Annotated in this window: 13 protein-coding genes; 6 read left to right on the top strand and 7 right to left on the bottom strand. The window is 64.5% G+C overall.

Annotation, left to right across the window (positions count from 1 at the left end):
* Positions 1–297: 297 nt before the first annotated feature.
* Both H8B02_RS36655 and H8B02_RS36650 read right to left on the bottom strand, forming a co-directional pair.
* Complete coding sequence (locus tag H8B02_RS36655; RefSeq protein WP_092116229.1) at positions 298–609, bottom strand: hypothetical protein; 312 nt, start codon at positions 607–609, stop codon at positions 298–300.
* Positions 610–1187: 578 nt separating this feature from the next.
* Positions 1188–3902, bottom strand: a complete 2715-nt coding sequence (locus H8B02_RS36650; RefSeq protein WP_229170677.1) for a fused MFS/spermidine synthase — start codon at positions 3900–3902, stop codon at positions 1188–1190.
* Between the two features lie 79 nt (positions 3903–3981).
* Between H8B02_RS36650 and mobB the strand changes: the two genes are divergently transcribed.
* The 4 genes from mobB (at position 3982) to H8B02_RS36630 (ending at position 7191) form a co-directional block, all read left to right on the top strand.
* Complete coding sequence (gene mobB / locus H8B02_RS36645) at positions 3982–4509, top strand: molybdopterin-guanine dinucleotide biosynthesis protein B (protein ID WP_229170676.1); 528 nt, start codon at positions 3982–3984, stop codon at positions 4507–4509.
* A 57-nt stretch (positions 4510–4566) separates the two neighbouring features.
* The gene (locus tag H8B02_RS36640; RefSeq protein ID WP_229170675.1) at positions 4567–4836 is read left to right on the top strand and encodes a sulfurtransferase TusA family protein; all 270 of its coding nucleotides are present in this window, start codon (positions 4567–4569) and stop codon (positions 4834–4836) included.
* Between the two features lie 334 nt (positions 4837–5170).
* Positions 5171–6823 (top strand): OFA family MFS transporter, encoded by a 1653-nt coding sequence (locus H8B02_RS36635; protein ID WP_229170674.1) that lies wholly within the window; start codon positions 5171–5173, stop codon positions 6821–6823.
* A gap of 89 nt (positions 6824–6912) precedes the next feature.
* Entirely contained in the window at positions 6913–7191 is a 279-nt protein-coding gene (locus tag H8B02_RS36630; protein ID WP_229170673.1) for a hypothetical protein, read from the top strand.
* A gap of 342 nt (positions 7192–7533) precedes the next feature.
* On the opposite strand, the gene lon is transcribed toward H8B02_RS36630, so the two are convergent.
* The 3 genes from lon to corA all read right to left on the bottom strand — a co-directional run bounded on the left by lon (position 7534) and on the right by corA (position 11522).
* Positions 7534–9909, bottom strand: a complete 2376-nt coding sequence (lon, locus tag H8B02_RS36625; RefSeq protein WP_229170672.1) for an endopeptidase La — start codon at positions 9907–9909, stop codon at positions 7534–7536.
* A 10-nt stretch (positions 9910–9919) separates the two neighbouring features.
* Entirely contained in the window at positions 9920–10327 is a 408-nt protein-coding gene (locus H8B02_RS36620) for an Hsp20/alpha crystallin family protein (RefSeq protein WP_229170671.1), read from the bottom strand.
* Positions 10328–10505: 178 nt separating this feature from the next.
* Positions 10506–11522, bottom strand: coding sequence for a magnesium/cobalt transporter CorA (corA, locus tag H8B02_RS36615; protein WP_229170670.1), 1017 nt, complete (start codon positions 11520–11522; stop codon positions 10506–10508).
* Between the two features lie 264 nt (positions 11523–11786).
* On the opposite strand from corA, the gene H8B02_RS36610 reads away from it, so the two are divergent.
* Both H8B02_RS36610 and H8B02_RS36605 read left to right on the top strand, forming a co-directional pair.
* Positions 11787–12062: a hypothetical protein gene (locus tag H8B02_RS36610; RefSeq protein WP_229170669.1), complete on the top strand. Its 276-nt coding sequence runs from the start codon at positions 11787–11789 to the stop codon at positions 12060–12062.
* Between the two features lies 1 nt (position 12063).
* Positions 12064–12228: a hypothetical protein gene (locus H8B02_RS36605; RefSeq protein WP_171947520.1), complete on the top strand. Its 165-nt coding sequence runs from the start codon at positions 12064–12066 to the stop codon at positions 12226–12228.
* A gap of 9 nt (positions 12229–12237) precedes the next feature.
* On the opposite strand, the gene H8B02_RS36600 is transcribed toward H8B02_RS36605, so the two are convergent.
* The gene (locus H8B02_RS36600) at positions 12238–12999 is read right to left on the bottom strand and encodes a slipin family protein (protein WP_092116211.1); all 762 of its coding nucleotides are present in this window, start codon (positions 12997–12999) and stop codon (positions 12238–12240) included.
* Positions 12996–14170: NfeD family protein (locus H8B02_RS36595; protein WP_229170668.1), on the bottom strand; the 1175-nt coding region annotated here is incomplete at its 5' end. The genes H8B02_RS36600 and H8B02_RS36595, both read right to left, overlap by 4 nt.

Genomic DNA, 14170 nt, shown 5'->3' with positions numbered 1-14170 from the left:
TCTTCACAACGCGCATCGCGCAGTGCGAAAAGACACCTGCCGCTAGGGCGTCAGGACCACACGACTTCACCGTCCGCATCACATGCTTTCGTCTCTAGCATGATCCGCGTCCACCGCATCTCACCGCAACACCCGTGACCATGCGCAGCGCCCCTCGATCGGGTGAGACGGGCAATTCATACACTGAGTTGGTTTTCTGATAAAGCGAAATATTTTTTGCGCGCGAGGATTGACGGGTTCTTGCTGAGTTGCCCGTCGGGTTGTTTTGCCGCAGGTCTCGGTGCGGCCGGATCCGGCTCAGTGCCGCATGGCCGTCTCGACGAACTCGAGCACGGAGCGCGGGACCTCATCGTATTCGACGAAGCGGCGCCGAAGCTCGTCGGCAATATCGGTCGTGACGTCGCGCGACCATCCTTCGCTGGTATTGAAGGCCACGATGCGGACCGGATGGCTGTAATGGTCATCCAGCAGGCGGCGGATCAGCGTTTTCCGGTCGCTGCCTTCTTCATCGGTTTCGCACCAGGCGCGGCCAAGCCGGCCAAAATCGTTCAGCACCAGATAGGTGTCGTGGTCGATTTGGTGCGGCACGATCGAAGGCGAGCGAGGCATGGCTGGTGCTCCGGCGCTGCACATTATCGTGTTCCGGTCGCCCCGTGCATTGGAAACTTCGAGGTATATCCGCTGGATAGTCGGTTGGCGCCTGATGTGAGACGAAGGTGCAATGGTTCTTTTGGAGCAAAGCGTGCGGTCGTTGGTTATCTTCCGTCACCGACATGAGCCCTGTCTAAGGCGTCGGTAACTGAGCTACCAATGGGCTCCCACCCGCTCAGGGAGCGGTGCGATGTTAAGAAGGCTTCGCTTTAGGAACACAACGTTGGAAGAGGTGCTGTCGGTCGAGACGCAGCGCCCGCGAAAGCGGTTCCGGGTGCGTGGCCAGCCCCCGAGAGAGAGCCGACCGGTAAGGCTTGCCAAGCCGGGGCGACCTGTCGGTCAACGGACCGACTAATCCTGCAGGACAACGAGCCCACGCGGGGTGAGCCCGAGCCGGGCGGCGGCCCATGAACTGGTTCGGGGATATCGCGACTGTGGCCTGATCGCGTTCGCGCTGCTGTGGGCGCAGCTGCTCGCTGCTGTGGGCGCAGCTGCTCCAGGAGTTTCCGAAGGCGGTCCTCCAGGAGGTTGCCCGATCACTCGCGCAGCTTGCGGTCCAGGAAGCCGACATAGGAATTATCCGGATCCAGTTTGACGGCCAGGCGAAGCGCGGCCCGGGCGGCGGACTTGTCACCCTCAGCCGTGGCTTGGTGCTCATCCAGAATCGCATTGGCCACCGTGCGCGCGGTGTCGAGACGGGCCTCGTCGATGGATTTGTCGGCAAGATAAGTTTCCACGGGCTCGCGGAGGCGCTTCAGTTCGTCCACGCTGACCGAACTCAGCGGATACCAGTTGTAATATTCGAGACGCGGCCGATCATCCGTGAGGCTCGGCACATCCCTGACAAAGGCCGCGAGCTTTTCATCAGCGGCGATGAATGTCGCCAGGAAATCCTCGGGCGAGCGCAGGCCGTTGGCTGTCAGGTCTTCAGCCACCCCAGGCTTCGACATGCGCGTGGCGAGCACGCGAGGATCGATTTTCAGCGGTTCATCGGAGGCGATGGCCACGCCTTCCATTCTGGATGGCAACCACAAGGAGACGTGCTTGAACTGGCCCATCATCGCCTTGAGGATCATCTTCGGAAGAATGCCGCGGTTGAAATCCAGCGGCACCCATTGCGCGAGAACGGCGCCGGGGCGCATCTTCTGCTTTGCCAGCGCATAGAATTCCTCTGTGTAGAGGTTGATGACGCCGGCGTCATGGGGCGGCGGGGGCTCGAGGGTGATGACGTCGAATGTCTCGTTTGTCCCCAGCAGGAAGTGGCGCCCGTCCGCGACGATCTGATGGACCTTGGGGTTTTGATAGAACTGCTTGTTGATCGGCACGAAACGGGGCGCAAACTCGAAAACCGTCGAGGCCAGATCGACCGCGTCGATGGATTGTAGTTCCTGATGGGTGCTGACCGCACCCACCGTGGTGCCGGTCCCGATGCAAATCACGACCGCCGTTTCGACCGGGCCCGGGTGCAGCAGAACGGGATAGTGCCCCATCGCGGCCATGTAGCGTCGGCCCTCGGGACGGTTGTTGGCATAGCTCTTCGAATTCACCACCAATTGCTGATAGGTGCCCGCCGCCTTCTCGCGATACTCGACCACCGCAAATGTTGCCTGCCTGGTTTCGCGCAGCTCGAGGACATTGCCGCCTTCGATCGCGGTCAGGACCCGTTCAAGATAGTGCGGCGTGAAGAGCAGGAGCGCTACGGCGATGATGCTTGCAGCGACTGCCCCTTGCCGCCACAGGCTTTTCTCCCTCAGAAGACCCGGTTGCGATACGGTCGTCGCGACAAAGAGCAGGACATTCAGAACAATCAGGGCGGTGAGCGCCCCCTGGCTGCCCAGATAGGGGATCAGAAGAAACCCTGCCGACAGGGAGCCCACCACGCCGCCGATCGTGTTCAAGGCGTAGAGCGTGCCGATTCGACGGCCCAGCGCGCTCATCTGCATCACCGTCAGTTCGCTGGCCAGCGGAAAGCTGACGCCGATCAGCGTGGTCGGCAGCAACAGGGCAACGGCACAGATCAGGAAGAATGAAACATCACCTCCCAAGAGCTCCTGCGCCGGGACTGGAACCAGGCCCGATACGATGGGAGACAGCACGGCTTCCACAGTGCGCGCCTTGCCGAGGATTCCGACGGTCAGCGTGGCCGCAACCGCGATGAGCAGCTGTGTTACGGCGAAGTATCGCAGCAATTGATCCTTGCGGGGTGCGAGCAGCCTCGCGCAGATCAGGGCGCCGATCACCAGGCCCAGCAGGTAAACACCGAGCATGCCGGAGAAGGCGTAAACGCTCGAGGTGCTGACATTGGTCAGGAAGCGGAACCAGACGACTTCATAAGCGATGGACACGAATCCGGAGCACGCGAAGATCGCGATGAGGATGGACGTGCCGCGATGCCCCGGCCCGGCGATTTGCACCGGCGCTTCCGCCGTGACCGGCGACAGCGGGCTTGCGCCGCGCGCAACGAGCAGGGCGACGCCGCCGACGCAGACATACAGGCCTGCTGCGACCAGGCTCGATCCGGTGATTCCCCAGAGGCCCATCAGGGCAAAGCCGACAACCAGGGTGCCGATCGCGGCGCCCAGGGTGTTGAACCCGTAGAGCAGGCCGATGCGATTGGCGAGGTCGGTTTGCGTGCGGGTCAGGAACTTCACGAGGAAGGGCAGGGTCGCGCCCATCAGCATCGTCGGCAGCGACAGGATGGCGAGCGACAGCGCGACCATGAGCGGCAACCGGAATGGGGACTCCAGGTCCAACATGGGCGACAGCCAGCCCACCCATGTCGACCAGTGCGACAGGAACGCGGTCACTGCCAGGGAAACGGCCGCGAGCGCGAGTTCGAGAAAGCCGTAGATTTTCAGGGGGCGGCTGACCGTGTCGGCGATCCGGCCCCCGAAAGCGCTGCCCAGGGAGAGACCGAAGAAGAAGCTCGCCACCGTCACGCTGACGGAGACGGTCGCGCTTCCCAGCACGAATTGCAGTTGCTTGAACCAGAGGACCTGAAGGATCAGGGATGCCGCGCCGGATGCCAAAAAGATCGTGGTGACCAGAACCTTGTTCTTCAGGCTTATGGCGTCTCGAACACCATCACGATTGGGCACTGGACAGGCCTCCCATTGATCGGGAGAACTGGTACGGCAAATGCCGTTAATATTGCCCTTATGGGGCGGCCCGGTCGCGTTCGCGCTGCTGTGGGCGCGGCTGCTCCAGGGGTTTCCGAAGGCGATCCCCTTGGGGGCCTGATCGATCGCCATCCGCCGGCGGGGCTGGCATGACATTGCGTCAAGGCTGATATAAGCAGCATTGGACGTTATATGTCTGCGGAGATTGCGTATGAAAGTGATAGGCCTCGCGGGCTGGAGCGGCGCCGGCAAGACCACGCTGCTGTCGCGGGTGATCCCCTATCTGCTGGGCCGGGCCGTGCGCGTCTCCGTGATCAAGCACGCCCATCACGAATTCGATGTCGACATTCCCGGCAAGGACTCCTGGGTGCACCGGCAGGCCGGCGCGACCGAGGTGCTGGTGTCCTCGACGCGGCGCTGGGCGCTGATGCACGAGCTGCGCGGCGCCAGCGAGCCGCGGCTGCCGGAACTGCTCGCCAAGATGGCGCAGGTCGATCTGGTCGTGGTCGAGGGTTTCAAGCGCGAGCCGGTCAACAAGATCGAGGTATATCGCGCCGCCAACGGCAAGCCGCTGCTGTTCCCCGACGACCCGCGCGTGGTCGGGATCGCCAGTGACGTCGCGGTCGAGACCAGGCTGCCGGTCGCGCATCTCGACGACATCGAGGACGTCGCCGAATTGATGCTGCGCTCCGCTATTCCGGTCGACGACGTGCTGGCTTCGGCCGCGGCGGAAAGCTGAACTGGGCGAGAAGGTGCCGCCGTTGACGATGCATGACGGCTTCGCCATGGTCGAACCATGACAACGACGAAGCTCGACCTCACCGGCCTGAAATGCCCGCTGCCCGCGCTGAAGACGCGCAAGGCCCTCAAGAGCGTGACGGCGGGAGACCTCCTCGAAGTGCACTGCACCGACCCGCTTTCGGTGATCGATATCCCGGCCCTCATCCAGGAGACCGGCGACAGGGTCGAGATCACCGAACGAAGCGACGTCCGGATCGTTTTCCTGATCGAGAAGGCGAATGGAACGATAGATAATTCAAATGCTGCAGCGCCGCGTACGCGCTAGATCCGGCTTGATATCTACCTTTTGCCAATCGACACCTATTTTCCATTCTGCGCGAATTGATAATCTCCTCCCGGGTTGCGGAGATGGAGCTGTGCCCGGATCTGGGTACAGCGACGGACAGCGGCCGGCCTGCGTCCAGATCAGGGACGGCACGGCCGGGCATATCCGGTCGTATTGGGGGTTAGCATTTGCGGAATGCGCGTGGTTGGTCCCGGCGCATCGAGGAAATGTGCGGAGCAGCCGCCTGACGGTGGCCGCAAAGGGCTGAGACCGGGCTGAGACGGGATCGAAGACGCAGACGCGCCCGACAACGGCGGCTGCAGGGGAGGAGTCAATGACCACAGTGAGCAGCGCCGCACGCGTATCCGCGGCAGGTGCAGGTTTCCTCGACAAGGAACACACGATCGCGACCGCCGGCTTCAACCGCTGGCTGGTGCCGCCGGCGGCGCTGTGCATCCATCTGTGCATCGGCATGGCCTATGGTTTCTCGGTGTTCTGGCTGCCGCTGTCGCGCGCGATCGGGCTGACCGCGCCGAAGGCGTGCCCCGATATCTCGCTGGTGCAGGAATTGTTCACGACGAGTTGCGACTGGAAGGTCGCGAGCTTGGGGTGGATGTACACGTTGTTCTTCGTGGTGCTCGGCGTCTCGGCGGCGGTGTGGGGCGGCTGGCTCGAGAAGGTCGGACCGCGCAAGGCCGGCTTCGTCGCGGCGCTGTGCTGGTGCGGTGGTCTCGTGCTCGGCGCCATCGGCATCGTCACCCATCAGCTGTGGCTGATGTGGCTCGGCTCCGGCGTGATCGGCGGCGTCGGGCTTGGCCTCGGCTACATCTCGCCGGTGTCGACGCTGGTGAAATGGTTCCCGGATCGCCGCGGCATGGCGACCGGCATGGCCATCATGGGTTTTGGCGGCGGCGCGATGATCGGCGCGCCGCTCGCCGACAAGCTGATGAACTACTTCAAGACCCCGACCTCGGTCGGCGTCTGGGAGACCTTCCTCACCATGGGCGCGATCTATTTCGTGTTCATGATGATCGGTGCGTTCCGCTATCGCCTGCCGCCGTCCGGCTGGCAGCCGGACGGCTGGACGCCGCCGGCCAAATCCAACGCGATGATCTCGACCAAGAACGTTCACCTCGATAACGCGCACAAAACGCCGCAATTCTGGCTGATCTGGGGGGTGCTGTGCTTGAACGTGTCGGCGGGCATCGGCGTGATCGGCATGGCCTCGCCGATGCTGCAGGAGATCTTCGCCGGCAAGCTGATCGGGCTGCCCAGTGTCGGATTCAATGCGCTCGATGCCGCGCAGAAGGCGCAGATCGCGGCGATCGCTGCCGGCTTCGCCGGCCTGCTGTCGCTGTTCAACATCGGCGGCCGTTTCTTCTGGGCCTCGCTGTCGGACAAGATCGGCCGCAAGAACACCTACTACACGTTCTTCGTGCTCGGCATCGCGCTCTATGCGCTGGCGCCGACCTTTGCCGCGATGGGCTCGAAGCTGTTGTTCGTGCTCGGCCTCGGCATCATCCTGTCGATGTATGGCGGCGGCTTCGCCACCGTGCCGGCCTATCTCGCCGACATGTTCGGCACGCAGTTCGTCGGCGCCATCCACGGCCGTTTGCTGACGGCGTGGTCGACCGCCGGCATCATCGGTCCCGTCGTGGTGAACTACCTTCGCGAATTCCAGCTCGCCGCCGGCGTGCCGCGCGACCAACTCTACAACACGACGATGTACATCCTGTGCGGCATGCTGATCGCCGGCTTCATCTGCAACTATCTGATCAAGCCCGTCGATCCGAAGTGGCACATGAGCGACGCCGAGGTGGCCAAGCTGCAGGCCGCGACGGCGACCGGCGGCAACGGCGCGACCGGATCATTCGGCATCGGCAAGGGCGGTCTGGACGGCAGGGCGGCGCTGTTCTGGCTGTTCGTCGGCATTCCGCTGGCCTGGGGCATCTACATGACGCTGCTCAGCGCGGTCAAAATCCTCTGATCGCGACCATCATCGCCGCGGGCCGCCGATTCCCGGCGCCTGCGGCATTCGCTTTTTTCTATGAACAGAAATCGGATTGGGGGATTTCAATGTTTCGCACCCGGATTTGCCTTGCCGCCGCGCTGCTCGCCCTGGGACTGCATGCCGCGTCAGCCCAGACCGCGGCGCCGGCAGCACCAGCACCGGCCGCCACCACCACGGCCAAGCCGTCGAAGATCAAGCTGACGATGGAGAAACTGAAGGCCATGAAGGAGCAGTGGCGCGCCAACAAGCCCAAGCTCAAGGCCTGCCGCAAAGAGGTGAAGCAGAAGGGACTGACCGGCGATGACCGCTGGTTCTATATCTCGGACTGCATGGCCAAGACCTAGACAGTTCTGAATACGTCGAACATTGAGTGGAGAGAGCGCGCCGTGCGGTACCCCTCTCCCTAACCCTCACCCGCAAGGGTCACTCGCGGGGGAGGCGCGTTGCCAAAATATCGAAAACAACCCCATGCAAAGGAGCCGGCAGTGCTCGGCCACGCTCCTTGACACGTCGGGCAACTCACGGATATATTTCCAATATTCCGAAATCATGCCGCCGGTGCTTCCCTGGCGCTCGGCAACCGGGGTCGACCCCGGTCGCGTATCGTAACTTCACGCAAGTCGGGGCAGGCCCGACTTGCGCGGGGAGGGTTGGGGAGCCCGGCCGTGATCATCGCTGCGAAGCGCTCACTCCGCAGCCGCAGGCGTTGCCTTGGCGGGCTCCAGCGCCGCGGCGATCGCCTCATCGACCCGTTCGAGCCAGATGAACTCCAGCTTGGCGCGGGCGCCCGCCGGAATGTCGTCGTAGTCGCGCTTGTTGCGTGCCGGCAGCATCACCCGGGTCAGGCCGGCGGCCGCGGCGGCGACCACCTTCTCCTTGATACCGCCGACCGGCAGCACGAGGCCGCGCAGCGAGATCTCGCCGGTCATCGCGGTGTCGCTGCGCACGGTGCGATCGGTCAAGAGCGAGGTGAGGGCGGTGAACATCGCAACGCCTGCGCTCGGGCCGTCCTTGGGCGTGGCGCCGGCGGGAACGTGGACGTGGATGTCGCTCTTCTCGAACACGGCGGGGTCGATGCCGAGCTGCGCGGCACGGCTTTTGACCAGCGTCATTGCGGCCTGCACGCTTTCGCGCATCACGTCGCCGAGCTGTCCGGTGATCATCAGCGCGCCGCGGCCCGGGGTGCGCGAGGCCTCGATGAACAGGATGTCGCCGCCGACCGGCGTCCAGGCAAGGCCGGTGGCCACGCCTGGGATGCTGGTGCGCATCGCGATCTCGTTCTCGAACCTCGGCTGGCCGAGCAGCGAGACGATGTCCTTCGGTGCGATCGTGACGTGGCTGGTGCTGCCTTCGGCGATCTGCACCGCGACGTTGCGCAGCACCTTGCCGATCTCGCGCTCCAGGTTGCGGACGCCGGCCTCGCGGGTGTAGCTCTTGATGATCAGCCGCAGCGCGTCCGGATCGATCTCGACCTGCTCGGCTTTGATCCCGTTGGCCTCGAGCTGGCGGCGCACCAGATAGCGCTTGGCGATCTCGAGCTTCTCGTCCTCGGTGTAGCCGGGGAGGCTGATCAGCTCCATGCGGTCAAGCAGCGGTCCGGGGACGCCGTCGAGCATGTTGGCGGTGGCGATGAAGACGACGCGCGAGAGGTCGAACGGCACGCCGAGGTAATTGTCGCGGAAGGTGCCGTTCTGCTCGGGGTCGAGCACTTCGAGCATCGCGGCCGACGGATCGCCCTGGATGCCGCGGCCCATCTTGTCGATCTCGTCCAGCATCATCACGCAATTGCGCGCGCCGGCCTTCTTGATGGCCTGGATGATGTTGCCCGGCAGCGCGCCGATATAGGTGCGGCGATGGCCGCGGATCTCGGCCTCGTCATGTACGCCACCAAGGCTGACACGAACGAACGGCCGCGACATCGCGCGCGCGATCGATTGGCCGAGCGAGGTCTTGCCGACGCCGGGCGGGCCGAGGAAGCAGAGGATCGGCGCCTTGCCGCCGGGTGCGAGCTTGCGCACCGCGAGATATTCGATGATGCGGCTCTTGATCTTCTCCAGGCCGTAATGGTCCTGGTCGAGGATCTTGCGCGCCTCGGCGATATCGATCGGCTTCTCCTCCGGAATGCTCCAGGGCAGGTCGATCAGCCAGTCGAGATAGCTGCGCACCATGCCGGATTCGGCCGCCGCCTCCGGCATCCGCTCGTAGCGGCGCAATTCCTTCTGCGCCTGGCTCTCGGCCTCCGGCGGCATCTTGGCCTCGATAATCGCTTTCGTCAGCTCCGCGACTTCGGCGGCCTTGCCGTCGCCCTCGCCGAGCTGGCGCTGGATGGTCGCCATCTGCTCGCGCAGGATCGCCTCGCGCTGCCGCTCGTCGAACACCGCCTTGGTCTTCTGCCCGATCTCCTGGCTCAGCCTCAGTACCTCGATGCGCTCGCCAAGATGCCGCGACACCTTGTCCATCCGCGCCACGAGGTCGATGGTTTCCAGGATGTCCTGCTTCTCCTGCGGCTTGATATCCATGTAGGAGGTCGCAAGGTCGGCCAGCGTCGCCGGCGACGTCGTGCCCTGCAGCGCGGCGATCAGTTCGGGCGGCGTCTGCGGCAGCAATTGCGCGGCCTCCAGCGCCTGGCGCTGCAGATTGAGGAAGCGCGCCTCGATCTCGGGCGAGGTGGTGGTCGGCTCCGGGATCTGCAGCACGCGGGCGGCGAGGAACGGCGTGCCGGGCAGATAGTCGAGCACGCGCATGCGCTGCACGCCCTGGCAGACCAGATGGTGGGTGTCGTCGGCGCCGGTGATGTAGCGCACGATGTTGGCGACGGTGCCGACGCGATAGAGCCCGTCGGGGCCGGGATCGTTGGCCTCGGGGTCACGCTGCAGCAGGATGCCGATCGGCCGCTGCTCGCGCACCGCCTGCTGGGCCGCGGCAATCGAGGTCGCGCGCGCGATCGTGATCGGGATGATGACGTCCGGAAACAGCACGGTGTTGCGCACCGGGACGATGATCGTTGCGTCGCTCGGGATTGGTGTCGAGCTCGCCGGATTTGAAATGTCGGATGCAGCCATGTCGAAATCCTCAGCTCGATTTGCCGAGCCGCAGGCCGACGCAGCCATGCGCGGCAAAGCGGCTGATGGTGTAGCGGCCGGTCGGCAGCGCGATGCGACGCTCGAAGCGGCCCTGCGGCAGCTCGAGGCGCAGGATGCGGGCGTTGCGGAGTTCGGCGGGCAAGGTGCGGCGGCCGGAGATGACCAGCGTGCCGCCGTCGAGCGCGGCCTCGACCTCCTCGGGATCGACCCCCGGCAGCGCGACCAGGATCAGGATTTCCTGCTCGGTCTCGATCACGTCCATCGGCGGTTCCCAGCTCGGCTCGCTGGTTTCCCCGCGCGGGTGCAAATTGAGGAAGCTCTGGTGCAACCGTTCGGCCCGCGCGAGCGCCTCGATCGCGTCTGTCAGCATCCAGTTGATCTGATCCTTAGGGACCATGGGCAGTCTCCACGTCGCATTGGGAGGTGAGGTTACCGGTCTTGCCGCCGACCGTAAACCGGCCGCTCGCGCCGCCGATCGAGGGTAAAATCATCCGAAATCTCGCGATTTGCGGCATGGCTGCGCTGCGCCGCTGCCCTCTGCCGGGACCGGAATGGCTCGATGTTCTGATCGCCGCCTACAGCCAGCCGGAACGCCTGAATCGCCAGAACAGCCCGCCGCATGCGGCCAGCATCAGGCCCATCACGACGAAATAGCTGTACTCCCATTGCAGCTCCGGTATGTACTTGAAATTCATGCCGTAGATACCGGCGACGGCGGTCGGTACCGCAACGATCGCAAGCCATGAGGCGAGCTTCTTGGAGATCGCCGTTTCCTGCGCCTGACCGACGAGCAGGCTTGCTTCAAACGCAAAGGCGAGCACCTCGCGCAGCGAGTCGATCCGTTCCTGGATGGTGCGGACGTGATCCGTGACGTCGCGGAACAGGGGCCGCATCGTGTCGCGTACCATCGGCAGATCGTCGCGTTCGAGCCTGCGGCAGACCTCCACCAGCGGTCCAATCGCGTTGCGCAGACGCAGCAGATCCCGCCGCAGCAAATAGAGCCGCTCGATCTGCGCCCGCGTCATCGCGCTCGCCAGCACCTCCGCCTCCATCGCCTCGACCTCGTCCTGGATCGTCTCGAGCACCGGCGAGTAGTTGTCGACGATGAAATCGAGGATGGCATAGAGGATGTAGTCCTCGCCCCGGGCAAGCGCGCGCGGGCAACTCTCGCAGCGCTCCCTGACCCGCGTGTAGGACGTCGAGGCGCCGTGTCGGACCGAGACGATGTATCCCTCGCCGACGAACAGATGCGTCTCGCCGAATGCGATACTTTCGCCGTCGAGCTGCGCGGTGCGGGCCACGATGAACAGCGCATCGCCGTATTGCTCGATCTTCGGCCGCTGATGCGCGTGATCCGCATCTTCGATGGCGAGGTCGTGCAGCTGGAATTGCCGCTGCAAGCTACTGAGTATTGCCATATCGGGTTCGTGCAGGCCGATCCACACGACGTGATCCGGCCTGTTGCGCCAGTCCGCCGCTTCATCGATCGCGATATTGGCAACGCGCCGTCCCTCGACGTAGACGCCTGCCGCGATGACGCCATCGGAGTGGACGGGCCCGGCGGTTGCGACAGTTGGCGATGCGAGGTTCATGGTCTCCACCCTCGACGCGGTTATCGAATCCGCTTGACGACAATTCGTGATCAAAAGGCTAGCACCGAATAGACGTTGGTCAACACGCGTGGGCTCCGTCCTGTTCCGACGGTCCAGGGTTGCCCCGTCACGGCAGGCGGCGCGGCGGTCTTTATGCGGCGCCTATGCCGCATCGCGGCGGGTCCTCTCGAATTCCTACGGCCGTCCCAGCATGTTTGGCGTGACGCGGTGCGCTCGCACGCGCCGCCAACAGGAAGGTGGGACATGACCTTGCTCCATTACCACGATGCCCGGCCGCACGGTTCGGCCGGTGCTGCGCCCCTGGCGCTGCGGCGGATCATCCGGCGGATCGGCCTTGCCTTCAGGACCGTTCACCGCGCCATCGCCGCCGCCAAGATCCATCGGCTGCGCAATGAGCTGTTGCTGCATCGCGGCCATGAAGACTGGGCGCGCGCCCATCTCCATGTCGGCATGCTCGGCGGCGATGCCGAGAAATATCCGCGCCCGCCGGTCGTGCTCGGCGAGAAGTGGGACTATTGAGATGCGCGCAGCTTCATTCATCGCTGCCCTGCTGCGCCGCGCCGCGGAAGGGATGCTCAAATTCCTCGCCTGGATCGGCGAGGAGCCGATCAGCGGCTACCGGCCCGAGGCGCATTATATGCGCGGCCCGGGTCCGGCGTGGCGGGCCAAGCATCACGGGCACTAGCAAACCGGATTACGTCGTTCCACCTCGCGGCGTCAGGTAATCGAGCAGGTTCATCGGGAGCGGGAAGACCACGGTCGATGAGCGTTCGCCGGCGATGTCATGCAGCGCGGCGAAATAGCGGAGCTGCATCGCCTGCGGCTCCTGGGCGAGGATCCGGCCCGCCTCGACCAGCTTCTCGGCGGCCTGCTGCTCGCCCATCGCGTTGATCACCTTGGCGCGCCGCAATCGTTCCGCCTCGGCCTGCTTGGCGATCGCCCGCACCATGGTCTCGTTGAGATCGATATCCTTGATCTCGACCGCGGTGACCTTGATGCCCCAGACGTCGGTCTGCTTGTCGAGGGTCTCCTGGATATCGGCGTTCAATTTGTCGCGTTCCGCCAGCATCTCGTCGAGCTCGTGCTTGCCGAGCACCGAGCGCAGCGTGGTTTGGGCAAGCTGGCTGGTCGCAGCCATGTAGTCGCCGACCTTGATGATGGCGCGCTCGGGGTCGACGATGCGGAAGTAGAGCACAGCGTTGACCTTGACCGAGACGTTGTCGCGGGAAATCACGTCCTGCGGCGGCACCACCTGCACCATCACCCTGAGGTCGACCTTCACGATCTGCTGCACCACCGGAATCAGGATGATGAGCCCCGGGCCCTTCACCCCGGTAAAGCGGCCGAGCGTGAAGATGACGCCGCGCTCGTATTCGCGCAGGACGCGCACGGCCTGGGTCAGGAAGATGATGACAAGCAGGACGACCGCGGCATAGGTAAAATAATCAAGCATCATGCTGTACCTCCTTCGCCGGCGGAAGCCGGCGCACGCCGTACCACCAGCGTCAAATCGACGATGTTGGCCACCTCGACCGTCTCTCCCGCCTTGAACACCTCGGTGCTGCGCGCCTGCCAGCGTTCGCCGTTGGTGAAGACGTGACCTGATGTCTCGGACCAGTCGAGCACCTCGGCCGGTAGCCCGCGCATGGCTTGCGCACCTGTCCGGAACGGACCGTTGCGCGCGCGGCGCAGCGCCCCGAGCACGACCAGAATGAGACCTGCGAACATCGCGGCGACGATGCCGATGACCGACCATGAAAGGTGGTATCCGGGCGCCTCGATCCGAAACAGCATGGCGGCTCCCAGCACAAAGGCGACGATGCCTCCGAGGCCGATCACGATAGTCGGGTTGAAGGCTTCGATCGCGAGCAGCGCCATCCCGACCAGCATCAGGGCGAAGCCGGCATAGTTGATCGGCAGCATGTTGAGCGCGTAGAGGCCGAGCAGCAGGCAGATCGTGCCGACAACTCCGGGCGCCACGGCACCGGGGGACATGAATTCGAAGATCAGGCCGTAGATGCCGACCATCAGGAGAACGAATGCGATGTTGGGGTCGGTGATCACAGCAAGCACGCGCGAGATCCAGTTGGGATCGATGGCTTCGATCACGGCATCCTTCGTCGCCAGCCGTTGTGTCTTGCCGCCGGCAAGCTCCACCGTCCGGCCGTCGACCTGTCTGAGCAGGTCGGCCGGATCATGCGCGGTGAATTCGATGACATGGGCCTGCAGCGCGGCGTTGGCGGAGAGGGTGGCCGCGTCGCGGACCGCCTTCTCGGCCCAGTCGGCATTGCGGCCGCGCAGCTCGGCGAGGCTGCGGATGAAGGCAACGGCATCGTTCGTCACCTTCGCCGTCATGGTATCCTTGGTCGTGGACGGGTTGCCGCCGTCCTTCTGGTCCTTGCCGTCCTTGTCCGGGGTGCTGCCCGGCAGACCCGGCAACGGGCCGCCGATCTGCACCGGCGTCGCGGCGCCGATATTTGTGCCGGGAGCCATGGCTGCGAGATGAGTCGCATAGAGAATATAGGTCCCGGCGCTCGCGGCATGGGCGCCGGAGGGCGCAACATAGCCGACGACAGGAACGGGCGAGGCCAGCACGTCGGTGATGATCTCGCGCATGCTGGTGCTGA

The sequence above is a fragment of the Bradyrhizobium altum genome (assembly GCF_020889705.1).
GTDB classification, from domain to species: Bacteria; Pseudomonadota; Alphaproteobacteria; order Rhizobiales; family Xanthobacteraceae; genus Bradyrhizobium; species Bradyrhizobium altum.
This window is presented reverse-complemented; position numbering and strand designations above follow the sequence as displayed.